The following is a 23,589-nucleotide window of genomic DNA, read 5'->3' on the forward strand; positions in this document are numbered from 1 at the left end:
AGATTATGCGCTCTTCTCCTCTGTACCTTTTTCGCGGCGTGAAGCGCGCTTTGGAATATCGCCAGTGCGTGCAACCAGCGTTGGAGCCGCATTTTCATCGATACATTCCTTATTAATGATCACTTTTGCGATATCGCTGCGACTTGGTACGTCGTACATCACAGATAACAGAACAGATTCCATGATCGCACGAAGTCCGCGAGCACCTGTGCCACGCTTTAGCGCAAGCTCTGCAATGGCATCGAGTGACTCAGAAGTGAATTCGAGTTCCACATCATCTAAGTTAAAGAGGCGCCGATACTGCTTAACGAGCGCATTCTTTGGCTCCGTCAAAATCTGCATTAGCGCCGGCTTATCTAGATTCTCGACGCTAGTAAGAACTGGCAGGCGGCCGATGAATTCAGGGATCATTCCAAACTTCAAAAGATCTTCTGGCATTACATCGGAGAAGATATCTTTGCGGTTCTTATCTGTAGCCTCTTGCAGAGTTGCATTAAATCCAACTCCAGCTTTTCCGCTACGCGCTTCAATGATTTTATCTAGACCAGCGAATGCTCCACCGACGATAAAGAGAACATTTGTTGTATCGAGTTGAATAAATTCTTGGTGTGGGTGCTTGCGTCCACCTTGAGGTGGAACTGATGCGACCGTGCCTTCAAGAATTTTAAGGAGCGCCTGCTGAACGCCTTCACCTGATACGTCGCGAGTAATTGATGGGTTTTCGGATTTACGTGCGACCTTATCGATTTCATCGATATAAATGATTCCGGTTTCGGCTTTCTTTACATCGTAATCTGCAGCCTGTAAAAGTTTGAGCAAAATGTTTTCTACATCTTCACCAACGTAACCGGCTTCAGTTAGAGCAGTTGCATCTGCAATTGCAAATGGCACATTGAGCATGCGCGCCAAAGTTTGCGCCATAAGAGTCTTGCCACAACCAGTTGGGCCAAGTAACAAAATATTTGACTTGGCTAGTTCTACGCCGTCTTCACCTTTTGCTTCACCTGATTGCACGCGCTTGTAATGGTTATAAACGGCAACTGCTAAAGATTTCTTTGCGCGATCTTGTCCAATTACATATTGATCAAGGAATTCAAAGATTGCTTGTGGTTTAGGAAGTTCAGTTAAGCCAAGCGTGCTCGCTTCGGCGAGTTCTTCAACGATGATCTCGTTACAGAGTTCGATACATTCGTCGCAGATATAAACGCCAGGACCGGCGATGAGCTTCTTGACCTGCTTCTGTGTCTTGCCACAGAAGGAACATTTGAGCAGGTCGCTAGTTTCACCGATACGAGTCATGGGTAAAGAATAGTTTTTAGCGCGGAAATATGTTGGTTAAATCAGGCTTGGGTGTGTTCGCCCATAGATGAATTACCTGAAGAGTAAGGCGGCTTGGTGGATTTCATCTCCTTAACTCCAGGTACAAATAAGACGATGCCGCAGATGAGTAAGTGAAATACCGCTACGCCGATCAAGAGTTCTTTCTCTCCAAAAACGCTAACCATTGGCCCCGCAAGCGCCATACCTAATGGCATTAAGCCAAGTGATCCCATGTAATCAATGCTAAAGACGCGCCCTTGATATTCGGCAGGAACTTCGCGTTGAACTTGAGTTGCCCAAAAAGCTTCCCAAGGTCCAACTGAAAATCCTGCTGCAAAATATGCCAGGAAGATTAATTCTTTCGAGGAAGGAAAAGCTAAGACTAGAGGTGCAAAGATAAACAATCCCCAGACGACTACTGAAACTAACCCTGGATTTTTAACTTTTGCTTTGATGCAAATAACGGCTGAAATTGCCCCACCCAAACTAAAGAGCGCAGCAGATGTTGCAAAAACCGAGGCTGTTCCAAAATCTCGTTTTGTAATCACTGGCAATAGTACGTTTTCAACTCCGATAACCATCATTAGTTGAACTGATGCCATGAGGATCATCGCTGCGATCCACTTGTAATACCAAACAACCTTTAAGCCTTCACGAATCTCAAGAAAAAATTGGTTCTCTTTCCCAGTTGGTGCAATTGCAGGACCTTCATCTATACGGAGTAGCAAGACCGCGCCGAGAAGAAAGAAAATAGAGGTTGCTATATAGGTTGCGTGCGTTCCCAATGAAACGACAATTACTCCAGCAACTCCTGGTCCAGCAATATGACTACCTTTTAACAAGATTCCGCGGATTACATTTCCAGAGGGAAGCAAGTGATCCGGAATCAGGCTTGGAATAATTGCACCAGCAGCGGGACCACCAAATGCATCGCTAACTCCCATCAGCACAACTATTCCGCCAAGAATCCACATGGAGATACTTTCCGGTCTGATGAAGATGACGATGCTTCCGATAACAGCTCTGAATCCATCAGAAAAAATCAGAATCATTTTTCTTGGCAAACGATCGACCCAGACACCGCCAACGGGAGCAAGTAACACTCCAGATAGAACTCGCGCCGCCAGGATTAATCCGAGTGTTGAAGCAGACCCGCCGGCATCGAGAACGGTTACTGCTAGTGCGATCGGAAAAGCAGACATTGCAATGACAGTGAGAACGTTTGAGATTAGAAGATTTCTATAGGCCTTATATGAAAAAAGAGCGCCGGGTTCGAAATATTTTTTCAACATTTCTAGACCGACGCCCCTTTATTGAGAGAATTAATTAAGAATTATGCGGAAGGCTTCGCCTTACGTGAAGACATAACCCTATCGATAATTCCGTATTCAACTGCTTCTGCTGCAGTAAGAATCTTGTCGCGCTCGATATCTTTCTCGATTTCTTCAATACTCTTATTTGAATGCTTTGCAAGCATAGTTTCGAGCAGCCCACGCATACGCATGATCTCGCGCGCTTGGATTTCGATATCTGAAGCCTGTCCCCCACCCTCAGATGAAGGTTGGTGGATAAGGATTCGTGAATGTTCTAGTCCGTAGCGCTTTCCTTTAGTTCCACCAGCAAGGATGATCGCTGCAGCAGATGCTGCTTGTCCAAGACAAATTGTTGTGATGTCTGGGCGAACAAATTGCATAGTGTCATAAATAGCGGTGAGAGCTGTAAATGATCCACCAGGTGAGTTGATGTAGATCGAGATATCGCGATCGGGATCCATTGATTCAAGAGTTAGCAACTGAGCCATTACATCGTTTGCAACGGTGTCATCAATTGGTTGACCCAAGAAGATGATGCGCTCTTCGAATAACTTTGTATAAGGATCAAGGCGCTTGTAACCATAAGCAGTCTTTTCTTCAATTGTTGGAAGAACGTAGCGGTTGGTAATTTCTTGGATATGTTTCATTACTTTTTGCCTCCCGCAACTTGTCCATCATTTGTAGCGATGTGATCGATAAAGCCATATGCGAGCGCATCCTTGGCGTTGAACCAGTTATCGCGATCTGAATCAGCGATGATCTTTTCTAGAGGCTGACCAGTGTGCTTGGCATTTAGCTCAGACATTGTCTGCTTGGTAATTGCCATTTGTTCTGCCTGAATACGAATATCTGTTGCCGTACCGCCGATGCCACCCAGTGGCTGGTGCATCAAGATACGCGCATTTGGGGTTGCAAAGCGTTTTCCAGGAGCACCTGCAGTCAGAATGAATTGACCCATTGATGCAGCCATTCCCATTGCAACTGTTGCTACATCGTTCTTGATGTAATGCATGGTGTCGTAGATCGCCATACCTGCTGTTACAGAACCACCAGGTGAGTTGATGTAAAGGTAGATATCTTTATCGGAATCTTCAGCGGCTAGCAAAAGCATCTGTGCGCAGATTGCATTGGCCATCTCGTCGCGGAATTCACCGGCAAGGAAGATTATGCGCTCACGGAGCAAGCGGTTGTAGATGTTTTCATCTAGCGCATTGCCGGTTGCTGCCCGAGACATTGATCCAGTCAATTGTGGGTCTTGATAATCCACGTAATCCTCCTGATTGATAACAACTTTTATATGTAGAGACCTTAACAATGCCTGAGGCGAAATGCTTCCCAAATATCGCAAAAAGGGTGCAAATCTCCCCTTGTTCGCTCAGGGCAGAGGAGATTGGTTACGAAACGGTCAGCTTGAGCAGGTAGGTCTTCTTGCCATCGGTCAGCGATACCGAAGTTTTACCTTTTTTCAGAATAGTCAGCGATGGATTGGTTTCATAGGTTGATTGCGGGCCGCCTGGAACAAATTTGGCAATTGATGAGTTAATGACTTTGCCTCGCCAGATCTCTGGATTTTCAACTCTAAATACAACTACTCGCCCATTTTTTACTTTGATCGTCTTCGCCTTAAGCGGGTTGACCATGACCGGAGGAATAACTCTTGCCTGTGGTGCAATCTCTTCGACAGTAGCTGTCTCTGACTCATCCGCTGATGAAATCGCAACCGTGTAGAGAGATGAGAAAAGCAGAACAAATAGCGTTACAAAGAACTTAAGTTGACGCATAAGACCGTCGACTTTAGCGGTGGTTATTCCTCTGAATCAATAGGTGCCGCGGGTGGTGTCTGTGGGCGAAGCGCCTCGAGATCAACCTTCTTGCCTGATTTGTCGACAACGTTTACGCGACCAAGAACTCCAGCCAAGGCCTTCGTGCGAGATACCTCAGCAACTAGTTGTGAAATCTGACCAGCATCCTGAAGTTGCTTTGCGAATTGCTCTGGAGGCATTCCGTAACGCTGTGATGTACGGATGAGATATTCAGTTAACTCGATTTCGTTCACTTGAACTTCCTCTGCCTTAACAATTGCATCGAGCAAGAAATCAGATTTGATTGATGTGCGAACCTGGCCATCTACTTCAGCGCGGTGTTCAGCATCTTCTAGTCGGCCTTCGCCTTCGAGGTGTTCATTGACTTCATCAGTAACTAACTTTTCTGGAACTGGAATATCAAGATCATCGATCATTTTCTTAAGTAGCAAGTCGCGTGCTTGTGCGCCTTGTTCCATCGCCTTAACGCGCTTCAAACGCTCAGCAAAATCAGCCTTCAATTCTGCAATGGTGTCGAACTCTGACGCTAATTTTGCAAAGGCATCATCAACTGGTGGGAGTTCGCGCTCTTTAACTGCCTTTAACTTAATTTCAACATCGCCCTTTTCGTCATCTTTCTGACCTACGAGCTGTGTTTCAAAGTTCTTAACGTCTCCGGCCTTCATGCCAAGAAGTGCAGCATCTAAGCCATCGATCATGCGATTTGACCCGACTTCGTATGAAATGTCATTTGCCTTGCCGCCATCAACTTCTGCGCCATCGATCTTCGCGGTTAAATCAACAGTTACGAAGTCGCCATCTTTTGTTTCGCGTTCAACGGTCATGAGAGTTCCGAAGCGAGCGCGGAGCTCGTCAACTTGCTCATCTATATCTTTATCTGTGACGGCGAGATCATCAACTTCGATTGTGATCTTTGAAAAGTCAGGAAGAGTTACTTCTGGACGGACATCTACTTCAACTGAGAAGACCAGCTTCTCGTTGTCGACGTATTCCTTGATATCTACTTCTGGGCGGCCAACGACTAGAACTTCATGTTCACGAGCTGCCATTCCGTAAAACTGTGGAAGTGCGTTATTGATCGCTTCATCGATTACTGATCCGCGACCTACGCGTTGATCGATCATTGCGGCTGGGACTTTGCCTTTACGGAAACCTGGGATGTTCACCTTTGATGCGACAGATTTGTAAGCATCAGTTACGTATTCGGTGAGATCTGCGTAAGGAACTTCGATATCGAGACGGACGCGAGTTGAGGAAAGTGTTTCGACCGTGCTCTTCACAAAGTGCTCCTTGAATTAGAGATACAAAGAAAAACCAAAAAATTCTGGTCGGGGCGGGGAGATTCGAACTCCCGATCTCCTGCTCCCAAAGCAGGCGCGCTAGCCACTACGCTACGCCCCGAGGCGCAAGAGGTGAGTCTAGAGTAATTTTTTACTCTCGGTTACCGAGGCAGTAGGCTTAGCCCTCACACGAAACCTTCGCAGGTTTTAGCACCTATTGCGGGTGTAGCTCAATGGTAGAGCCCCAGCCTTCCAAGCTGGCCATGCCGGTTCGATCCCGGTCACCCGCTCCATAGTTTTTATAAGGCCCCTATAGAGCCAACCAAGGTTGAATACATTCGACCGCTTAAGGACATCGGCCGAGTCGACGTTACTCCCATATCGTCAATTATCTTTATAGCTATTCCTGAATCAGCAGATACGGGCGTGAATGTTCCCGTAATGGTGAAGAAATATCTATACATCTTCGGATCAAGTTCCAGCCCATTGGAAAATCCAACTGAGTAGTTGAAATTCGCTGCCGAGTTATCTTCATGCAGAACCTCAAGAGAGAATGCCGCTGCATTCGCATCGCTGACTCCGTAAATATAGATTGTGTAGACGTAGGATTTTCCTGCAATGAATTTCGGAGTTACCGCGCTAACCGAAAACGTTCTTTTAGTGGCTGTACTTAACGTCCATGTCGGTATGGAGTTAACGTAAACATTAGATGGCCCTGTTGCGCCGGCAGTTCCCGTTTCACCTTTCAAACCCACTGCTCCAATTGCGCCATCTGCTCCCGCTGTTCCTGTCTCGCCTTTCGCACCTGTAAGACCTGTTGCGCCTGCGGAACCGGTTGCACCAGTCGCACCAGTTGCACCAGTAGGTCCGGGTGATCCTCCACCTCCACCACCAGATGGACCTTGCGGTCCTGTTGCACCTGTTGCACCAGCTGGTCCTGCAGAACCGCTTGAACCTGGTGAACCTGCTTCACCCTTCTCTCCCTTTTCGCCTTTCTCCCCTTGTAAACCTTGCGCACCTATAGGGCCCGCAACATTTGATGCGGTTGCAATTGTCTTTCCTTCACTTCCATTTTTTCCATCAACCCCATTTGCCCCAACTGGGCCTTGCAAATTCTGCGGTAGCGGCCACTTTCCACTTTTCTTTGGACCATAAATCAAAAGGCTTCGTGTGTCTATATAGAAATCACCATCAATACCGATCTTTGATAGTGGCGCACCTTTGCCATTTAATATCGTATTTGGAATCGTTGTTGAAGTTCTGCCAGCGGCTTTTGGCTTAGTTGCGGCGCTAGTTAATGGCGCCGATAGAACCGCCATTGTTGTTGTAACTGCAATTGAAAGTGTGAAAACTACAGACATCCGTTTGCGATTCATGGAACCTCCGGGCCCACTTCGACGAATTGGTTATTGAAAAGTGTGAATGCGCTTCCAAGGGGCGCGAAGAGGGCTTTCCCTGAGTTTTTCCTTAGAGCCAATAGGTGAAACCCCGTTTGTGAGCGTGGGCAGATGGCCAAATATTCGCACGGGTCTCACAGGATCTAGGGGTACTTTTCTGAGCATCAGGTAGTTATCTACGGGTAGTCGACAACGAGGGTTTCGACACAATGCTCAACGGGATGAAAGGAAGACATGCAAATGTCGTCAAAGAAAAACGTAATCGCAATCGCGATAACAACGGTTGCACTTACAGTAGCTAGCGTTGGAGTCGGTCAAGCGTCATCAAAAGTTAAATCAGTTTCAACAAAGGTAACTCGTACTTCTTCAACAGGAGTTGCAAATCCGATGTCAGTAAACGGATTAACTCGCGGCGGTGGACATGCTGCAGATCTAGCAGCAACACTTTCTGCTCTTGTTGCAAAGGGAACAATTACCCAGGCTCAAGCAGATGCAATTACTGCAGCTGCAACAGCTGCGCAAGCGGCAAAGGCTGCATCACGCGTTGCCGACCATGCAGCAATGGATGCAGAGCGCGCAGCAACTGAAGCGTTGATTTCAAAGACAATTGGAGTTGACTCAGCAACTATTCGTACTCGTTTAGCAGCAGGTGAATCTCTTGGCGCTATCGCTGGTGCAAAGAAGGCCGAATTAATTTCAGTTTTAGTTGCTGATCACACTAAGCGCATTGATGCCGCTGTAACTGCTGGAAAGTTGACTGCTGCACAAGCAACAACTCTCAAGGCTGACCTAACTACTCACGTGACTGCAGAAGTTGATCGCGTTGGTGGCAAGGGTGCATTTGGCGGTAAAGGTGGCAAGGGTGCAAAGGGTGAAAAGGGCGGACGCGGACACGGTGGTCGCGGACACGGTGGACCAGGAAAGGGCGGCATGGGGGCCGCTCCGACTATTCCAACACCAACTGCTTCACCAGCAGCTACTGCTTAACAAGTAAAAAGGCTCTGGAGTAACAACTTCATAACTCCTCCTAGGGTAAGAAAAACCCGTCGCGAATTCTCCTTCGCGGCGGGTTTTTTGATGCCCTAAAGAGTTGGTTATCCCTAATTAATTGGCTGCGTGAGAGACTTCGCATATGCGTTTACATATCGGTAGTGATCATGCAGGTCTTGAGTTAAAGAATGAACTCCTTGCTCACTTAGTAAATAACGGGCACGACGTTACCGACCACGGGCCTTACGAATATGATGCTTTAGATGACTATCCAGATTTCTGCATCCCGGCTGCTCAAGCAGTTGCGAAAGATGCAACATCTCTTGGCATTGTCATAGGCGGATCTGGCAATGGAGAACAAATCTCGGCAAATAAAGTTAAAGGCGTCCGTGCGGTGCTGGCATGGAATATTGAAACTGCGAAATTAGGGAAAGAACATAACAACGCCAATGTTGTTTCTGTAGGTGGCCGCATGCATTCAATTGAAGAGTGCAAAGCGATAATCGATGCCTTTATCGCCACACCATTTAGCAACGACGAACGCCATATCCGCCGGATAGATAAGATCGCTAAGTTCGAAAGAGAAAATCAGTAACTCTGTGATCTTTCGTTAAACCTTGTCCTTCAAAGCGCGTTAGGGGACGAGACTCTGGTCTATCAATTACTCCACCAGTAAATAGCGTTGACTCGTTGAATTGTTCGGTAATCCATTCGGCATATGGAACCCAGTCGGTTGCGATATGTAGGTATCCACCTGGCTTTAACTTTTGAGCGACTTCGCTGATAAAGCGGTGATTAACAATGCGGCGTTTAAAGTGGCGTTTCTTCGGCCAAGGATCTGGGAAGTAGAGATGAACTCCATCTAGTGCGCCATCAGAGATCATGAAGTGAAAAACTTCAAAGACATCGCGTTCGATTAACTTCACATTTGTTAATTCATATTCATTTAACTTCGCCATTAGCTTTCCAACACCTGGCATATGCACTTCAACGCCCAAGTAATTAACATCTGGATTTGCTTTGGCTATCTGCCATGTGGCCTCCCCCATGCCGTAACCAATTTCCATTACTACGGGTCGAGCTTTTGCGAAAGAGGTAGATAGATCCAATAAAGACTCTTGGAATTCGATACCAAATTTGGCCCACAAAGTATCGCGCGCTATTTGCTGGGCAGGGGTGATCCTCACGCCGCGTAAGCGATAACTTCTATTGGTAACTGGTTCCACAGCACAACTCTTTCATGATTAGACTTACGAGAGCAAAACGGTCCGTTAAGCATCTAAAGGAGTTTTACGTGTCAGGCACAAATATCACGCAGATTGAAGCAGCCCAACGTTCTGAAGTTATCAAGGTTTCGAGTTACAAAATCGATCTTGATCTAACAACTGGTGCAGAGACTTTCTTAGTCAAGACAACCGTTAACTTCGCCGGGCTAAAACCTGGTGCGACAACCTTTATCGACTGCGTTGGTAAGCGCGTAATTAGTGCAAAGCTAAATGGCGCCGACTTCGATCCAAAGTTCGATGGCGAAACCGTCTTCTTGCCCGCGTTAGCTGCAGAGAACGTCCTAGAGATTGAACATGAAGGTATCTACTCAAACTCCGGCGAAGGTTTACACCGTTTCGTAGATCCTGCTGATAATGAGGTCTATCTCTACACCCAGTTCGAAACCGGCGATGCGCGTCGCATGTATGCCTGCTTTGATCAACCTGATCAAAAGGCGACATTTACTATCAGCACAATTACCCCAAAGCATTGGGAAGTAATCTCGAACTACGGTATCGAATCGACTAAGGACGTTGATCGCGATCGTAAGCACATTCAATTTGCTACCTCACAGGTTATTTCAACATACGTCACAGCAATTGTTGCTGGTGCCTATAAATCTGTTCATGACGAATACAAGGGCGAGAAGACAATTCCGCTTGGTATCTACGCCCGCAAATCTTTCTTCCAGCACGTTGATGCTGAAAACATCTTCGAAGTTACCAAGCAAGGCTTTGCCTACTTTGAGAAGACTTTTGGCCTGGCTTACCCCTTCGGTAAGTACGACCAGATCGCCGTTGCCGAATACAACTGGGGCGCGATGGAGAACGTCGGCTGCGTAACTTTCCACGAAGATGTTTTGATCTTTCGCAGTAAGGTCACAGAACGCAGCTACATCAGCCGCGCTACAACGATCCATCACGAGATGGCGCATATGTGGTTTGGTGACTTGGTCACCATGAAGTGGTGGCAAGATTTGTGGCTTAACGAATCCTTCGCCGAATGGGCTTCATACATGTCAGTTAGCGAATCAACTCAGTACAAGCACGCTTGGACAGAATTTAACTCGGTCCGCAAGAACTGGGCATACCGCGTAGATCAAATGACTTCTACCCACCCAATCGCAGTTGAGATGGAAGATCTCGATGCAGTGCGCACCAACTTTGACGGTATTTCATATGCCAAGGGCGCTTCAGTTCTGCAGCAACTTGTGGCACACGTTGGTCGCGATCACTTCATCGCTGGCTTGCGTAAGTACTTCGCAAAGCATGCTTACAAGAACACTGAGTTAAGTGATTTGATTACTGAACTCGAAGCTGCTTGCGGAAAAGATTTAACTGCTTGGGTTAATACCTGGCTGCGCACCGCTGGTGTAAACACCCTTCGCCCAGTAATCAACCTAGATGGCGATAAATACGCATCTGTTTCAGTGAAGCAAGAAGTTCCTCCGCTACCTCTTGGCTCGAAGGAACTTCGCCCACACCGTTTATATGTTGGTCTCTTTGATGTAAAGGGCGATGCACTTGTGCGCCGCGAAAGCATTGAGGTAGATATCGCAGACGAACTAACTGAAATCAAAGAACTTGCCGGCAAGAAAGCGGCAGATCTATTGCTCATTAACGACCACGATCAGACCTACGCCAAGCTTCGCTTTGACGAGCGTTCTGTTGAGACCATGAAGAAGTATCTTGGCCAGCTAGATGACTCACTAGCTCGCGGACTTATCTGGGCATCACTTTGGGATTCAACTCGAGATGGCGAACTTCCTGCAAGTGATTACATCACCATTGCACTTAACGCGCTGAAGGGTGAATCAGATATCTCGATGATCACTGCAACATTTATGCAGATTGATACCGCTATCTGGGCATACGTTGCGCCAAAGAACCGCGAAGCAATTCGCCTTGCTGTTGCAAATGCAGCCGAATCTTTACTTGATGGCGCAAAGCCAGGAAGTGATCACCAACTTCAATATGCGCGTGCATTCGCAAACAACGCCGTTACACCTGCTCAATTCGATCGCTTAAAGGCGATGCTAGAAGGTGCGGTTAACGGTTTAACTGTTGATGCCGAACTTCGTTGGTACATCTTTATCTGTGGAGTAAAGCGTGGAGTATTTGGTCCAGCCGAAATCGCAGCAGAAGGTGATCGCGATAAGACTGCTCACGGTAAGCAATATGTTGCCTACGCTCATGCCGCGATTCCAACTCGCGAGGCAAAGGTTGCCGCATTTAAATCAATCACAACCGATGATTTAAGCAACACGATCCACTCTTATAAGTGCCGTGGCTTTAACGAGAATATCCATTGCGATCTTCTTGAAGCATTTGTTGATGATTACTTTGATGCCATCTTGAAAGTCTGGGAGACCAAGGGCTTTGAGATCGCCGAGACGACTGCAACGTTGACTTTCCCAACTTGGGCAATTAGTGAAGGAACTGTCACAAAGGCTCAGCACTGGCTAGATGTCACGGGCAAAGATGCATCACATGCTCTGCGTCGTTCAGTGACCGAAGGTCGCGATGCAATGACTCGTGCGCTTAAAGCGCGCGCTGTTGACGCTACTCGATAGAGGTTATTGCTGAAGCTGAATTCTTTGACTTCTTGCGATCGCCAGTTAGTGCGTAAGTTATAACTGCGATCAAAAGAAAGAGCGCTGTTGGCGCTGCGAAAAAGTAAGCGAAAGTTTCGACTGCGCTTAAGCCTTCGCCGGCTACGGTGCCATCTTCTTGGTTATCTAGCGCCAAGAAATTGATTGCGGATGTAAGACGAATCATCATGGGTGTAAGTCTAAGTGAATTAAGCGGTAGCCGCTGCCACGCCAAATGGCGCAAGATATGGAAGCCAACGCGTATCTGTGCGGCCTGTGCCGAGAATTCTCCAAGCGGCGCCAACTGGTTCGCGTGGAAGTGAGCGAAGTCTCCAACCTAATTCTTTAAGCGGCTTATCGGCCTTTAAGTGGTTGCACTTATGGCAAGCAGAGACAACATTTTCCCAGTTATGGCCACCGCCACGAGAACGTGGAATCACGTGATCGATCGATGTCGCAGGTGCGCTGCAGTAAACGCAGCGGCCACCATCGCGGGCAAATATTGCACGCCGTGAAAGTGGAACCGCATGGCGATAAGGAATCTTCACAAATTTATTTAAACGAATAACTGATGGGAGTTCGATCTGACCCTGCGAGAAGTGCAAGATACTGCCGGATGCTTCAACCATTGTTGCGCGAGAGTTGAGAACTAAGAGCAGCGCACGGCGTTCTGTTACAACACCTAGTGGTTCATAGGTGGCGTTTAGAACTAGTGAACGAGACATAGCTACCCCAGTTAATTCAGGCGCGTGGCTCGCGCCGATTGGTTTATCTTGCACTAATTTTGCGCGGATCGGGGTATTTGTAGGTCAATTTTAGGTAAAGAATTAGTTAGAGTTTGCGTTATGAGCGAGCAGACCCGCAATATCTTGGAATGGCTAAGCGGCGCCCCGCTTCGCGTATTTAGCGTCCTGGTGGCGGCTTGGATCGCCCAGAGCATTGGCCGGCGCGCGATTGAACGAGCAGTTAGCAAACTTGCAACGGCTGATCTAAAGCCAGGTCCAGGTTTTGCAAAGCGCCAATCTGAGCGCGCCCGAACAACCGGTTCAGTACTCACTTCGATATTGAAGGCGGCAGTTTGGATTATTGCGATCGCAATGATCCTGGGCGAATTCGGATTTAACTTAGGTCCGGTAATTGCATCAGCAGGCGTGATCGGCGTTGCTATTGGTCTTGGTGCGCAAACTTTGGTGCGCGATATCTTGTCAGGAATCTTTATGTTGATCGAAGATCAATATGGTGTTGGAGATCAGATCACAACTTTGGAGATTGAAGGCGTTGTTGAAAAAGTTGGTCTGCGCATAACAACGATTCGCGATAAAAAAGGCGTGCTTTGGTATGTACGAAATGGCGAAATATTAGTTATTGGGAATGCGTCTCAGAAGCATTAACCATGCCATGCGCGGCCATCTCTAGATATTCGCGCAGCTGCACGCGGTGAAGCTCTGACATCTCCATACCTTCGAGTGCGCCCATCGCACAATCAAGCCAAGCATCGCGCGCTGCTAAATCGATGTGAAATCCTGCATGGCGCATACGAAGGCGTGGGTGTCCACGTTCATCAGAGTAAGTAGTTGGACCGCCCCAATATTGTTCAAGGAACATCTTTAGGCGAAGTGCTGCACCATGCATATCTTTCTCGGGATACATCGGGCGCAATATTGGATCTGTTGCGACTCGCGCGTAAAATTGCGAAACGAAGTCGTTGAAGAAAGGCTCTCCCCCAACTTCTTCGTAAAACGTAGTCATGTTCGCAAGACCTTTTCGTCAACATTGCGCGCGATCTGTAATACAAAGTAAGCGGTAATGATGCACATTGCACCGCTTATGTAGAAGGCAACTGCATAATCTCCAAGTTGAACGCGCAAGATGGCGGCGCCGAATGCGGCAATTGCTCCACCAATTTGATGGCCTGTGAAAACCCAACCGTAAACGATGCTGGCTCTTTCTGGTCCAAGAATTGCGCGGCAGAGCATGATTGTTGGTGGAACCGTTGCAACCCAATCAAGTCCGTAGAAGATAACAAAGACCAAGGTGGATGCATGAATGTCGGAGAATAAAATTGAAGGCAATAGGAATAGAGAAAGCCCTCTTGTTCCGAAATAGAAGAAGAGCAGCTTTCTTGGGTCGTAACGATCAGTTAGCCAGCCACTGAAAACAGTTCCAATAACATCAAAGATTCCAACCATTGCAAGAAGCGAAGCAGCAAGCGTTGTTGGCATACCGTGATCGTGCGCCGCAGGAATAAAGTGCGTGCCAATCAGACCGCTAGTTGAAAGTCCACAGACAAAGAATGACCCGTACAAATACCAGAAATCCTTCTTTTTAGCGCTCTGCTTCAAAGTATCGATAGCTAGTGCGCCAGCACTTAACTCACTCTTTGCAGGTGGTTGCCAATCCGAATTGGCCCCGTATGGAAGGAGACCAACTTCAGCGGGGCTTTCGCGCAAGAAGAAAAATATAAAGGGAACAACCAAGATTGCAAATGACGAGACGGTTATTGAGACGCTCTTCCAGCCATAAGTATTAGCAAGATGTGACAGTCCGGGTAAGAAAATTAACTGGCCGGTTGCAGATGCAGCGGTAAGGACTCCGGTTACTAATCCACGTTTAGCAACGAACCAACGATTTGCAACCGTTGCGGCAAATACCAAAGCCATTGAACCAGTGCCGATTCCGACAATGACTCCCCAGGTAGCAATTAGTTGCCATGGCGCTTGAATAAAAATAGTAAGAAAGGCGCCAATTGAAATAGTTGTTAGCGCCGACATTACGACTCGTCGTATTCCAAACTTTTCCATAAGCGCTGCTGCAAAGGGTGACATCAGCCCAAAGAGAAGAACGTTTATCGCAACCGCTAAAGAAATATCTGAACGAGACCAACCAAAGGCGTCTTCAAGCGGAACGATCAGGACTGATGGCGCTGATCTAAACCCTGCCGTTGCCATGAGCGTTGCAAAGGTGACTGCAACGGCTATCCAGCCTGGGTGAATACGGCGCGAAACTGGAACCACTAATTACTCTCTTGGTAGCGCGAGAGGAATTCTCGCTCCGCATCGGTTAGCGGGCGAGACTTCTTGGTCTCCATAGAAACAGCAACTTGCACAGTTTTGATCTTTGCAAAGACTTTGCCGCCGTCAGAGATTGTGTAGAGAAGAACAAACGAGGTGTTTCCGATTTTCTCAACAGTTATCTCTACATCAACAAAGCGACCGCCTTCGTATATCGGTTCAACGAAATCAACTTCAGCGCGTGCAACAACCATCTCGATTAAAGAGGACTCTCGCATGGCTGCTGCGAATTCTTCAGTTGACCAGATAAAGCGCGCCTCTTGAGCAAAGGTTAAATACTTAGCGTTATTGACATGCCCCATGGCATCAAGGTCATCCCAACGAACAAATTGCTTATTGATGTACTTCATTAACGGGTTAGCTTTCGGTAGGTCGCACGATGTGGACGCGCTGCATCTGCACCAAGGCGAGAGATCTTATTTTCTTCGTAGGACTCGAAGTTTCCTTCAAACCAGAACCAATTCGAATCGCCCTCGTAAGCCAAGATATGTGTTGCTACACGGTCAAGGAACCAACGATCGTGAGAGATAACCACTGCGCAACCCGGAAATTCAAGGAGCGCATTTTCAAGTGAACCAAGAGTTTCCACATCAAGATCGTTTGTTGGCTCATCGAGAAGTAATAGGTTTCCACCGAGCTTTAAAGTCAACGCCAAGTTCAAGCGGTTGCGTTCTCCACCTGAGAGCACGCCGGCCTTCTTCTGCTGATCAGGGCCCTTAAATCCAAAGGCCGAGACGTATGCACGAGAAGGCATTTCAACTTGGCCGACCTTTATAAAGTCCAAACCATCTGAGACAACTTCCCAAAGTGATTTAGAACCATCGATACCACCGCGTGACTGATCGACATAGGCGATCTTTACCGTTTCACCAATTTTTACAGTTCCAGAATCTGCTTTTTCGAGACCGAGAATAGTTTTAAAGAGCGTTGTCTTTCCGGCACCGTTAGGCCCGATGACTCCAACAATTCCGTTGCGCGGCAAGGTAAATGAAAGGTTATCGATCAAGATGCGATCGCCAAAACCTTTAACTAAGTTTTCTACCTCAACAACAACATTTCCAAGACGTGGTCCAGGTGGAATCTGAATTTCATCAAAGTCCAACTTACGCATCTTGTCGGCCTCTGCCGCCATTTCTTCGTAACGAGCAAGACGCGCCTTTGATTTAACTTGGCGTCCCTTTGCGTTCTGGCGAACCCATTCAAGTTCTTCAGTTAAACGCTTAGCGCGCTTGGCATCTTTCTGTCCTTCGATTTTCAGACGCGTTGCCTTGGTCTCTAGATAAGTTGAGTAGTTACCTTCATATGGATAAGCGCGACCACGATCGAGTTCGAGGATCCATTGTGCGACGTTGTCGAGGAAGTACCGATCGTGCGTAATCGCAACGACTGCGCCAGGATATTTATTTAAATGTTGTTCGAGCCACAGAACAGATTCGGCATCAAGATGGTTTGTCGGTTCATCGAGAAGTAAAAGATCTGGTGCTTCCAGGAGCAACTTACAAAGTGCAACGCGGCGCTTTTCTCCACCAGATAGAACCTTCACATCAGCATCAGGTGGTGGACAGCGCAGGGCATCCATCGCCTGCTCAAGTTGTGAATCTAGCTCCCAAGCATTTCGGTGATCTAGCTTTTCTTGTAGGTCGCCCATTTCGGCAAGTAGCTTGTCGTAATCTGCATCAGGCTGTGACATCTCATCGCTGATTGCATTAAAGCGATCGAGCATTGCAACGGTTTCAGCAACGCCCTCTTTAACGTTATCAATTACATTTTTCTCTTCATTTAAAATTGGTTCCTGCATCAAGATGCCAACGGTGTAACCAGGAGTTAGGTATGCCTCACCATTTGATGGTTGCTGCAAGCCAGCCATAATCTGCAAGACCGTTGACTTACCAGCGCCGTTAGGACCGACCACGCCAATCTTTGCTCCAGGATAGAACATCAAGGTGACGTCGTCGAGAATTACCTTTTCACCATGCGCTTTGCGCGTCTTTTTCATCGTGTAAATGAACTCAGCCATAGAGAAAACCTTAGTGGTTGGTTTCGGTACAATTAACTATCGACCCTGCAGGCGCCTGTAGCTCAGTCGGATAGAGCACTCGCCTTCTAAGCGAGTTGTCGCTGGTTCGATTCCAGCCAGGCGCACATGACTACACCTCTGCCCCACCTGATCTGGATCGATTGCGAAATGACCGGACTCGACTTGGCATCTGATGCCTTGGTTGAGATTGCGGTCTTAGTGACCGATTCTGACCTCAATGTAATTGGTGAAGGTGTAGATCTCGTTATCGCAACGACCCCTGAAAAATTGGCGGGCATGAACGAGTACGTAACCCAAATGCACACAACCTCAGGTTTGATCACTGAAATTCCAAATGGAGTAACTGCAAGTCAAGCTGAAGATGCGATAATTAAATATCTCGAATCCACTGAAACTGTTGCGGGTAAATCACCACTTGCGGGAAATTCCGTTAGCGTCGATCGCAATTTCATCGCCCGCGATATGCCCCGCCTTAATGAATACCTGCACTACCGAACTGTCGATGTTTCATCGATTAAAGAGTTGGCACGACGCTGGTATCCCAAGACCTATTTCGCGGCCCCGGCCAAGACCGGCAACCATCGCGCGCTGGGTGATATCCAAGATTCGATCGCTGAACTGGCGTATTACCGCTCAACCTTATTTATCCCGACCGCTACGACAGCCGAGTCAAACTAGATAACAGGTACGACCAGATAACAGGTACTATTGCCTTTCAATCAGCACATGGTGGACGTAGCTCAGCTGGTAGAGCACCCGGTTGTGGTCCGGGATGTCGCGGGTTCGAGCCCCGTCGTTCACCCCAAGTTTTTCTTTCCTACTTAAGCACTAAACGAGAGCGGTAATTATGATCTTCGACGTTGTAGTTGAAATCCCTGCTGGCTCGCGCAATAAATACGAAATCAATCACACAACTGGTGAAGTTCGTCTTGATCGCATGCTCTTTACCGCAACACGCTTTCCGCACGATTATGGATTTGTAAAGAACACTCTCTCAAACGATGGCGATCCACTCGATGCTTTGATTATGTTGGATGAACCAACATTTCCTGGCTGCGTAGTTTCTTGCCGCGTTATCGGAATGTTCCGCATGACCGATGAAAAAGGCGGAGACGACAAGTTGCTCTGCGTTGCAGCTGGAGACATTCGTAAATCAAATCTCAATGATCTAGACGACGTCCCTGTTTACGAACTCGATGAAATCAAGCACTTCTTTGAGGTTTACAAGACGCTCGAGCCAGGTAAGGAAGTTCACGGCGGAGATTGGGTCGGACACGACGCCGCTGAAGAAGAAATCCTCGCGTCATATAAGCGATATAACGAAACCCACTAAGACTCCCCTTTAGCATTGCTCCATTGCTTCGCCACACATTAGGCGGAGCAGATTTCGGAGAGCGCTGTGATTGATGTAAATACTGGTGATACCGCTTGGGTTCTAGCAAGCGCTGCCTTAGTTCTTTTCATGACACCTGGTTTAGCCGTTTTCTATGGCGGCATGGTTCGCGCCAAGAGCGCGCTAAATATGATGATGATGTCATTTGCCGCAATCGGTGTGACAACGATTATCTGGGTGCTTTATGGATATTCGTTGGCGTTCGGTAAATCAAATGGTGGATTAATCGGAAACTTCGATCACATTGGTTTATCAAATACTTTAGATCAAGTAACTGGGGCTGAAGGTCATCAGATTCCTGTTCTTGCCTTTGCCATGTTCCAATTAACTTTCGCGATCATCACCGTTGCACTACTTTCGGGCGCAATCGCAGATCGCGCAAAATACGGCTCATGGGTTGTCTTCGTAGCTGTCTGGATCACACTGGTTTATCTTCCAATTGCGCACTGGGCATTTGCCACACAAGGCGGTGATGGCGGATGGATCATCGACAAACTTGGCGCGCTCGATTTCGCTGGCGGAACTGTTGTTGAAATCAACTCCGGTGCTGCAGCTCTTGCACTCGCAGTAGTTCTCGGAAAGCGGGATGGTTTCAAACGCGATCCAATGCGTCCACACAATATGCCGTTAGTTCTTCTTGGTGCAGGAATGCTCTGGTTTGGATGGTTTGGATTTAACTCGGGATCCGCACTATCTGCAGGATCTCTTGCAGCAACAGCAATGATTAACACTCAAATTTCTACTGCAGCTGCAGCCATGACCTGGATCGCTTATGAAAAGAAGCGTGATGGCAAAGCAACAACCTTGGGCGTTGCATCTGGTGCAATCGCTGGCGCTGTAGCAATCACGCCTGCATGTGGTTTCTTAAATCCAATGGGCGCACTAGTTCTTGGACTAATCGCAGGTGTTGCATCTGCTTGGGCGGTAACTCGCAAATACAAGTTCGGATATGACGATTCACTAGATGTTGTCGGAGTTCACGGCATGGGCGGACTTATCGGAATGCTCTTTATCGGTTTGGCGGCAACAGTTACCGCTAACGCTGCGGGCAAGGATGGCCTCTTCTTCAAGGGTGGCACAGACCTGCTGCAATCTCAGGTAATCGCGATTGTCGCTGTTGCAACCTTCTCTTTCTGCGCAACATGGTTAATCGCAACCGTGATTTCAAAGACCATCGGCTTCCGAGCATTCCGCGACGACGAGCTAAATGGCCTCGATACGACTTATCACGCCGAATCGGCATATGACATAACCGGAAACTCAAACCGGTACTAGAGTTCAAACAAGAGAAGCGAGATAAATATGAAGTTAATAACTGCAATCGTTAAGCCAGCAAAGGTAGATGACATCAAAGTTGCTCTACAGGCAGCCGGCGTTCACGGCATGACCGTCTCTGAAACCCGCGGCTTTGGCCGTCAAAAGGGCCACACCGAAATTTATCGCGGCGCTGAATACACAGTTGATTTCATTCCAAAGGTGCGAATCGAACTTCTTGCAGAAGATGCTGACGCCGCAAACCTTGTAGACATCATTGCAAACACTGCTAACACTGGATCAATCGGTGATGGAAAGATCTGGGTTACCCCAGTTGAAACCGTTGTTCGTGTGCGCACTGGCGAGCGCGGAGCAGACGCTCTTTAATTTGTCGGTGCTTTAAAGCCTGGACATTTAGCAAGCAGGGATTGCATGGCGGCCTTTTCAGGCGGTGTAACCCAAAGGCCATACTTGGCCTTCACGACTATCTGTTGTGACACGTATGCACATCGAATCTCTTTGCGCGGTGGAAGCCAAGTCGCAGCATCGCCATCGCCCTTCTGTGAATTCAGCCGCCCCTTTACCGCCAATAAATTCATCGGGTCATTGGCAAAGGCCAGTCGCTTGTCGTAACTCAATTTAAATGCCCCGGTCTGCCAAGCATTCGACAACGCCACAACGTGATCTATCTGAACATCCATGCTCGATTTAACGCCGCGTTCGAATGAGATCTTCTCCCCCGAATACGGATCCAGCAAAATTCCAGATATAACCACGCAATCTCGAGTCCCTGATTTGTAAACAATTGAAGTTAAATCTCGATACAAAATATCGTTACGGGTATCGCACCCATTGCGGTCGACATCAGACCATGCCGGACCAAATTGCGATCTCTCATACCCAGTCTTTGGCGCTCTACCTTTAACGGCCAACGTTTCCAATACCGCTTCCGCTGTCTTCGTCGAAGCCTCAACTGGTACTTGACCCATGAAAACGCCTGCGGCCAATAGCACCGCAATACGTATCTGCCAGCGACTCATGTCACCATCTTCGTGGCAGCCGAGGTGTTAGACAAGCCGCGCTGCCCTGATAGGGTCTGCTCTGCATTCAAACATTCGACCGTTTGAATGGGTTGTTAGCTCAGTTGGTAGAGCAGGTGACTCTTAATCACCGGGTCGGGGGTTCGAGTCCCTCACAACCCACGTATGTAAGTAAATCCGAGTTCCATTTCCAAACCTTGGATGTGGTTCAAATCCTTGAATAGTGGATATATCTGCCAAACCTTTATATCCAGTATTTGATCTCTTGACTCCTTTAGTCATAGGGAGAAGATGATTTTGGTTAGCGAATTAACGCGCTTCTAGGAACTGCTTTGAAACAGTCCGTGCCAGAATTGGCTTAGCGTTCGCCCAAGAAATTCCGTAGACCTTTTCAAAGGCTTGATCAAAAGTCATTCCTGACGCATATTTATCCAGTACATCAAAGGTAAATGAAATTCCACCAATCGATGTCAGTGCCTCAACAGCTATAAATCCGATGTCATAAATATGTAGACGTGTTGCTGAATCACATGGCTGCTGATGCTGCAGATCAAAGAATTTGTTGATACTTGCTTCTGAAAAATCAGGTAATCCACGCAGTGGCGGACGAAGCCAACTGCGACGGTTCTTTACGTATTCACTTAAACTTGCGCTGCTAGAAGTTTGCCCAACAACCTGCGGCTGTCCCTCAGAAAACCAGCAGGGAATCGAAAATCTCTTCAAGCCATACTTTTTGTAGATTGATTTCTGGATTGTGTGAGTAGTTTCGTGCGCATAGTGAGATCGTATAATTGCAGTATTTGTGTTTGAAGAGTTTGGTAATCCAGACACACCCTGAATTATCAACCCTGAATCAAGTGAAATATTTCCAAAAGCATTGTCACACTCTGCTTGCGAACTACAAGCTACGCCTACTTGATCTGAAAATGTGTCATTTAATGTGAATGGGGACGCAATCGTGCTGAGTCGAGTTTTTGCCCAATCCCTGTCGGTGAAATTAAACGCAACCACTAGGAATTTGGATTGTTTGGGGAAGTTTCCACCGAGTTGTTGAGCTCTAGAAATTCCATACTCAATTTCTGAGTAGGAATAAAGGATTTTTGTAGATTCACCTTTTTCAACATCCACCTTAATTGGCGTGCTCAAGGGTTGAGCAAAGAGTCTCTCGGCATCGACCCACACAGAATTAGGAATACCTTTGTAATTCGCTTCTAAATCTTCGAATGAAGTTGGCATTGCGGGAACGATTTCAATTTTAGGTGTTGGAGTTGGAGTTGGGGTCGGCGTTACGACTGGCATCGGCGTGGACAACTTCACGCCTTTGTTCCATATAAGTTTTTTGCCGGACTTGATGCATTTGTATTTGATTCCAGAAACAGTTGTAGCTGCATTAAGTTTGGTACAAGGCGCTCCCGCCTTAACTGCGCCAGAAGCCGACATCGCAGGAACCAGAACCATGATCAAGGCAAGAACGACTGCGGATATGGATCGCTTCATAGGATGATCTTAGATTTCCTTCTTAGTCGAGGCTAGTGGTGTTGAGGAGATTTTGAAGTGATTTTGTTACTTACCCAATGATTTCTTTCAATCCAGCCACTAAACGATCAACATCGTCGCGCGTGGAATAAGGCGCCAATCCGGCACGAAGTGCACCTGCATCACCGAGCCCAAGCTTGCGAGAAGTTTCCAAGGCATAGAAATTAGATGCCGGAAGTGTCACGGCCTTCTTCGCCATCGCTTTATAGATCTCTGCACTTTCAAAGCCTTTGAATGAGAAGTAAAGCGTAGGCGTGCGTTTCTTAGCATTGCCATAGAGAGTGATCCCCGGCAGAGCTTTCAGTGAACTTTCCATGTATTCCAAGAGTTCGTCTTCATAGGCTTCAAGCGCACGCATTGAGTTAACAATCTTGTCACGACGGCTTGTGGCACCGCCTGGCGCGAGATTTGCAATGTATTCAATTGCTGCAACGCTTCCCGCCATTAATTCATAAGGCAAGGTACCGAATTCAAATCTTTCCGGAACCATGTTAGTTGCAGGAAGCAACTTATCGTTCTGCAAAGTTTCAAGAAGTGCCGGAGCAGCAGCCAGTGCTGCGCAGTGTGGGCCGAACATCTTGTAGAAGGAAAACCCTATGAAATCGGCGCCAATCTCTTTTGCACTGATTGGTGCGTGCGGGGTTAGGTGAACTGCATCGACATAGAAGAGTGCACCAACTTTGTGGACTGCGGCACCAATCGCCTTTAAGTCGGGGCGAGTACCAATAGTGTTTCCAGCCCCGGTTACTGCAACAAGTTTTGTTCTGGCAGATAAAACGGATTCGACGGCTTCTACTGACAACTCTGTTGTATTTGGATCTAACTGTGCCCACCGTACGGTTGCGCCCACTGCTTCTGCCGCCTGTACCCAGGGGCGAACATTGGAATCATGATCGAGAGTAGTGACTACAACTTCATCTCCTGGCCCCCAATTTTTGGCAAGGGTGCGTGAAAAATCGTACGTCAGCTGAGTCCAGGATCGGCCATAGACAACGCCACGTGGATCTACATCGATTAAATCTGCAACTGCTGCACGAAAACTTAGAACGATTTCTTCCGCGTTCTTTTCAGACTCAGTATTCACATTACGATTAGAAATCGGCTTAGTGATGGCATCGGAGATCGTTTTGCCAACAACGTCAGGTACTTGGCTTCCGCCTGGTCCACAGAAAAAGGCGAGGCCTGTATTTAACGATGGGAAACTTGCACGGACTTTGTTGACGTCATAGCTCATAAGGTTGAGGCTAACAGCGGTTGCATGAACTTCTCAATAGCAAA

25 protein-coding genes and 5 tRNA genes are annotated in these 23,589 nt (G+C 47.5%); 12 read left to right on the forward strand and 18 right to left on the reverse strand.

Annotation, left to right across the window (positions count from 1 at the left end; genetic code table 11):
• Positions 1-3: 3 nt before the first annotated feature.
• The 7 genes from clpX to A1sIIB60_RS04820 form a co-directional block, all read right to left on the reverse strand.
• Positions 4-1,299: an ATP-dependent Clp protease ATP-binding subunit ClpX gene (clpX, locus tag A1sIIB60_RS04790; RefSeq protein ID WP_095689325.1), complete on the reverse strand. Its 1,296-nt coding sequence runs from the start codon at positions 1,297-1,299 to the stop codon at positions 4-6.
• Between the two features lie 41 nt (positions 1,300-1,340).
• The gene (locus A1sIIB60_RS04795; protein ID WP_095689326.1) at positions 1,341-2,612 is read right to left on the reverse strand and encodes an MFS transporter; all 1,272 of its coding nucleotides are present in this window, start codon (positions 2,610-2,612) and stop codon (positions 1,341-1,343) included.
• Between the two features lie 41 nt (positions 2,613-2,653).
• Positions 2,654-3,280, reverse strand: a complete 627-nt coding sequence (locus A1sIIB60_RS04800) for an ATP-dependent Clp protease proteolytic subunit (RefSeq protein ID WP_095671335.1) — start codon at positions 3,278-3,280, stop codon at positions 2,654-2,656.
• On the reverse strand, positions 3,280-3,867 hold the full coding sequence (locus A1sIIB60_RS04805) for an ATP-dependent Clp protease proteolytic subunit (protein WP_095689643.1): 588 nt from the start codon (positions 3,865-3,867) through the stop codon (positions 3,280-3,282). Before A1sIIB60_RS04805 ends, A1sIIB60_RS04800 begins: the two co-directional genes overlap by 1 nt.
• A 160-nt stretch (positions 3,868-4,027) precedes the next feature.
• Positions 4,028-4,414 (reverse strand): hypothetical protein, encoded by a 387-nt coding sequence (locus A1sIIB60_RS04810; protein ID WP_095689327.1) that lies wholly within the window; start codon positions 4,412-4,414, stop codon positions 4,028-4,030.
• Between the two features lie 23 nt (positions 4,415-4,437).
• The gene (gene tig, locus A1sIIB60_RS04815; protein WP_095689328.1) at positions 4,438-5,736 is read right to left on the reverse strand and encodes a trigger factor; all 1,299 of its coding nucleotides are present in this window, start codon (positions 5,734-5,736) and stop codon (positions 4,438-4,440) included.
• A gap of 45 nt (positions 5,737-5,781) precedes the next feature.
• Positions 5,782-5,857, reverse strand: a tRNA-Pro gene (locus A1sIIB60_RS04820).
• Between the two features lie 98 nt (positions 5,858-5,955).
• On the opposite strand from A1sIIB60_RS04820, the gene A1sIIB60_RS04825 reads away from it, so the two are divergent.
• A tRNA-Gly gene (locus A1sIIB60_RS04825) sits at positions 5,956-6,029 on the forward strand.
• Positions 6,030-6,035: 6 nt separating this feature from the next.
• Here A1sIIB60_RS04825 and A1sIIB60_RS04830 read toward each other — a convergent pair.
• Positions 6,036-7,112, reverse strand: a complete 1,077-nt coding sequence (locus A1sIIB60_RS04830; RefSeq protein ID WP_095689329.1) for a collagen-like protein — start codon at positions 7,110-7,112, stop codon at positions 6,036-6,038.
• A 261-nt stretch (positions 7,113-7,373) separates the two neighbouring features.
• Here A1sIIB60_RS04830 and A1sIIB60_RS04835 point away from each other — a divergent pair, with 261 nt between their 5' ends.
• On the forward strand, positions 7,374-8,120 hold the full coding sequence (locus tag A1sIIB60_RS04835; protein WP_095677543.1) for a hypothetical protein: 747 nt from the start codon (positions 7,374-7,376) through the stop codon (positions 8,118-8,120).
• Positions 8,121-8,265: 145 nt separating this feature from the next.
• Entirely contained in the window at positions 8,266-8,718 is a 453-nt protein-coding gene (locus tag A1sIIB60_RS04840; protein ID WP_095689330.1) for a ribose-5-phosphate isomerase, read from the forward strand.
• Here A1sIIB60_RS04840 and trmB read toward each other — a convergent pair.
• Positions 8,693-9,310 carry a tRNA (guanosine(46)-N7)-methyltransferase TrmB gene (gene trmB / locus A1sIIB60_RS04845; RefSeq protein ID WP_223298656.1) on the reverse strand — a complete coding sequence of 206 codons (618 nt, stop codon included), beginning with the start codon at positions 9,308-9,310 and terminating at the stop codon, positions 8,693-8,695. The two genes, A1sIIB60_RS04840 and trmB, sit on opposite strands and share 26 nt — an antisense overlap.
• Before the next feature lie 107 nt (positions 9,311-9,417).
• Here trmB and pepN point away from each other — a divergent pair, with 107 nt between their 5' ends.
• Positions 9,418-11,961 carry an aminopeptidase N gene (gene pepN, locus A1sIIB60_RS04850; RefSeq protein ID WP_095689332.1) on the forward strand — a complete coding sequence of 848 codons (2,544 nt, stop codon included), beginning with the start codon at positions 9,418-9,420 and terminating at the stop codon, positions 11,959-11,961.
• Here pepN and A1sIIB60_RS04855 read toward each other — a convergent pair.
• Both A1sIIB60_RS04855 and A1sIIB60_RS04860 read right to left on the reverse strand, forming a co-directional pair.
• A complete protein-coding gene (locus A1sIIB60_RS04855; protein ID WP_223298657.1) occupies positions 11,951-12,169 on the reverse strand; it encodes a hypothetical protein in 219 nt (72 codons plus the stop codon). The two genes, pepN and A1sIIB60_RS04855, sit on opposite strands and share 11 nt — an antisense overlap.
• Before the next feature lie 19 nt (positions 12,170-12,188).
• Entirely contained in the window at positions 12,189-12,704 is a 516-nt protein-coding gene (locus tag A1sIIB60_RS04860) for an HNH endonuclease (RefSeq protein WP_095689333.1), read from the reverse strand.
• A gap of 120 nt (positions 12,705-12,824) precedes the next feature.
• Here A1sIIB60_RS04860 and A1sIIB60_RS04865 point away from each other — a divergent pair, with 120 nt between their 5' ends.
• Positions 12,825-13,370 carry a mechanosensitive ion channel family protein gene (locus A1sIIB60_RS04865; RefSeq protein WP_095689334.1) on the forward strand — a complete coding sequence of 182 codons (546 nt, stop codon included), beginning with the start codon at positions 12,825-12,827 and terminating at the stop codon, positions 13,368-13,370.
• Here A1sIIB60_RS04865 and A1sIIB60_RS04870 read toward each other — a convergent pair.
• The 4 genes from A1sIIB60_RS04870 to ettA are packed head-to-tail and all read right to left on the reverse strand — an operon-like array spanning position 13,342 to position 17,067.
• The gene (locus A1sIIB60_RS04870; protein ID WP_095689335.1) at positions 13,342-13,728 is read right to left on the reverse strand and encodes a globin; all 387 of its coding nucleotides are present in this window, start codon (positions 13,726-13,728) and stop codon (positions 13,342-13,344) included. The genes A1sIIB60_RS04865 and A1sIIB60_RS04870 overlap by 29 nt on opposite strands.
• Positions 13,725-14,993, reverse strand: a complete 1,269-nt coding sequence (locus A1sIIB60_RS04875; RefSeq protein WP_223298658.1) for an MFS transporter — start codon at positions 14,991-14,993, stop codon at positions 13,725-13,727. The genes A1sIIB60_RS04870 and A1sIIB60_RS04875 overlap by 4 nt, the downstream gene beginning before the upstream one ends.
• Positions 14,993-15,400 (reverse strand): acyl-CoA thioesterase, encoded by a 408-nt coding sequence (locus A1sIIB60_RS04880; protein WP_095671345.1) that lies wholly within the window; start codon positions 15,398-15,400, stop codon positions 14,993-14,995. Before A1sIIB60_RS04880 ends, A1sIIB60_RS04875 begins: the two co-directional genes overlap by 1 nt.
• Positions 15,400-17,067 carry an energy-dependent translational throttle protein EttA gene (gene ettA, locus A1sIIB60_RS04885; protein WP_095689336.1) on the reverse strand — a complete coding sequence of 556 codons (1,668 nt, stop codon included), beginning with the start codon at positions 17,065-17,067 and terminating at the stop codon, positions 15,400-15,402. Before ettA ends, A1sIIB60_RS04880 begins: the two co-directional genes overlap by 1 nt.
• 51 nt (positions 17,068-17,118) lie before the next feature.
• Here ettA and A1sIIB60_RS04890 point away from each other — a divergent pair.
• The 6 genes from A1sIIB60_RS04890 (at position 17,119) to A1sIIB60_RS04915 (ending at position 20,122) form a co-directional block, all read left to right on the forward strand.
• Positions 17,119-17,192 (forward strand) — tRNA-Arg (locus A1sIIB60_RS04890).
• Between the two features lies 1 nt (position 17,193).
• Positions 17,194-17,766: an oligoribonuclease gene (gene orn, locus A1sIIB60_RS04895; RefSeq protein ID WP_095677550.1), complete on the forward strand. Its 573-nt coding sequence runs from the start codon at positions 17,194-17,196 to the stop codon at positions 17,764-17,766.
• Between the two features lie 51 nt (positions 17,767-17,817).
• Positions 17,818-17,893, forward strand: a tRNA-His gene (locus tag A1sIIB60_RS04900).
• 42 nt (positions 17,894-17,935) lie between these two features.
• On the forward strand, positions 17,936-18,421 hold the full coding sequence (locus A1sIIB60_RS04905) for an inorganic diphosphatase (RefSeq protein WP_095677551.1): 486 nt from the start codon (positions 17,936-17,938) through the stop codon (positions 18,419-18,421).
• Between the two features lie 66 nt (positions 18,422-18,487).
• A complete protein-coding gene (locus tag A1sIIB60_RS04910) occupies positions 18,488-19,756 on the forward strand; it encodes an ammonium transporter (protein ID WP_095689337.1) in 1,269 nt (422 codons plus the stop codon).
• Positions 19,757-19,783: 27 nt separating this feature from the next.
• Positions 19,784-20,122 (forward strand): P-II family nitrogen regulator, encoded by a 339-nt coding sequence (locus tag A1sIIB60_RS04915; RefSeq protein ID WP_095689338.1) that lies wholly within the window; start codon positions 19,784-19,786, stop codon positions 20,120-20,122.
• Here A1sIIB60_RS04915 and A1sIIB60_RS04920 read toward each other — a convergent pair.
• Complete coding sequence (locus A1sIIB60_RS04920; protein WP_095689339.1) at positions 20,119-20,775, reverse strand: HNH endonuclease family protein; 657 nt, start codon at positions 20,773-20,775, stop codon at positions 20,119-20,121. The genes A1sIIB60_RS04915 and A1sIIB60_RS04920 overlap by 4 nt on opposite strands.
• 89 nt (positions 20,776-20,864) lie before the next feature.
• On the opposite strand from A1sIIB60_RS04920, the gene A1sIIB60_RS04925 reads away from it, so the two are divergent.
• Positions 20,865-20,937: transfer RNA gene (locus A1sIIB60_RS04925), tRNA-Lys, on the forward strand.
• 147 nt (positions 20,938-21,084) lie between these two features.
• Here the strand turns inward: A1sIIB60_RS04925 and A1sIIB60_RS04930 are convergent.
• Positions 21,085-22,272, reverse strand: coding sequence for a hypothetical protein (locus tag A1sIIB60_RS04930; protein WP_095689340.1), 1,188 nt, complete (start codon positions 22,270-22,272; stop codon positions 21,085-21,087).
• Between the two features lie 70 nt (positions 22,273-22,342).
• Positions 22,343-23,545: a cysteine desulfurase-like protein gene (locus A1sIIB60_RS04935; RefSeq protein WP_095689341.1), complete on the reverse strand. Its 1,203-nt coding sequence runs from the start codon at positions 23,543-23,545 to the stop codon at positions 22,343-22,345.
• Between the last annotated feature and the right edge of the window lie 44 nt (positions 23,546-23,589).

Source organism: Candidatus Planktophila lacus (genome assembly GCF_002288385.1).
In the GTDB taxonomy this organism is placed as follows: Bacteria; Actinomycetota; Actinomycetes; order Nanopelagicales; family Nanopelagicaceae; genus Planktophila; species Planktophila lacus_D.

Bases quoted from the DNA above. Each gene is read 5' to 3' on its own strand.
- A1sIIB60_RS04835 (WP_095677543.1), top strand. From the start codon at position 7,374: ATGTCGTCAAAGAAAAACGTAATCGCAATCGCGATAACAACGGTTGCA.
- A1sIIB60_RS04860 (WP_095689333.1), bottom strand. From the start codon at position 12,704: ATGTCTCGTTCACTAGTTCTAAACGCCACCTATGAACCACTAGGTGTT.
- A1sIIB60_RS04935 (WP_095689341.1), bottom strand. From the start codon at position 23,545: ATGAGCTATGACGTCAACAAAGTCCGTGCAAGTTTCCCATCGTTAAAT.
- A1sIIB60_RS04795 (WP_095689326.1), bottom strand. From the start codon at position 2,612: ATGTTGAAAAAATATTTCGAACCCGGCGCTCTTTTTTCATATAAGGCC.
- A1sIIB60_RS04905 (WP_095677551.1), top strand. From the start codon at position 17,936: ATGATCTTCGACGTTGTAGTTGAAATCCCTGCTGGCTCGCGCAATAAA.
- orn (WP_095677550.1), top strand. From the start codon at position 17,194: ATGACTACACCTCTGCCCCACCTGATCTGGATCGATTGCGAAATGACC.
- A1sIIB60_RS04915 (WP_095689338.1), top strand. From the start codon at position 19,784: ATGAAGTTAATAACTGCAATCGTTAAGCCAGCAAAGGTAGATGACATC.
- A1sIIB60_RS04930 (WP_095689340.1), bottom strand. From the start codon at position 22,272: ATGAAGCGATCCATATCCGCAGTCGTTCTTGCCTTGATCATGGTTCTG.
- A1sIIB60_RS04840 (WP_095689330.1), top strand. From the start codon at position 8,266: ATGCGTTTACATATCGGTAGTGATCATGCAGGTCTTGAGTTAAAGAAT.
- A1sIIB60_RS04865 (WP_095689334.1), top strand. From the start codon at position 12,825: ATGAGCGAGCAGACCCGCAATATCTTGGAATGGCTAAGCGGCGCCCCG.
- clpX (WP_095689325.1), bottom strand. From the start codon at position 1,299: ATGACTCGTATCGGTGAAACTAGCGACCTGCTCAAATGTTCCTTCTGT.
- A1sIIB60_RS04800 (WP_095671335.1), bottom strand. From the start codon at position 3,280: ATGAAACATATCCAAGAAATTACCAACCGCTACGTTCTTCCAACAATT.
- A1sIIB60_RS04880 (WP_095671345.1), bottom strand. From the start codon at position 15,400: ATGAAGTACATCAATAAGCAATTTGTTCGTTGGGATGACCTTGATGCC.
- A1sIIB60_RS04920 (WP_095689339.1), bottom strand. From the start codon at position 20,775: ATGAGTCGCTGGCAGATACGTATTGCGGTGCTATTGGCCGCAGGCGTT.
- A1sIIB60_RS04870 (WP_095689335.1), bottom strand. From the start codon at position 13,728: ATGACTACGTTTTACGAAGAAGTTGGGGGAGAGCCTTTCTTCAACGAC.
- ettA (WP_095689336.1), bottom strand. From the start codon at position 17,067: ATGGCTGAGTTCATTTACACGATGAAAAAGACGCGCAAAGCGCATGGT.
- A1sIIB60_RS04855 (WP_223298657.1), bottom strand. From the start codon at position 12,169: ATGATGATTCGTCTTACATCCGCAATCAATTTCTTGGCGCTAGATAAC.
- A1sIIB60_RS04830 (WP_095689329.1), bottom strand. From the start codon at position 7,112: ATGAATCGCAAACGGATGTCTGTAGTTTTCACACTTTCAATTGCAGTT.
- A1sIIB60_RS04805 (WP_095689643.1), bottom strand. From the start codon at position 3,867: ATGTCTCGGGCAGCAACCGGCAATGCGCTAGATGAAAACATCTACAAC.
- A1sIIB60_RS04810 (WP_095689327.1), bottom strand. From the start codon at position 4,414: ATGCGTCAACTTAAGTTCTTTGTAACGCTATTTGTTCTGCTTTTCTCA.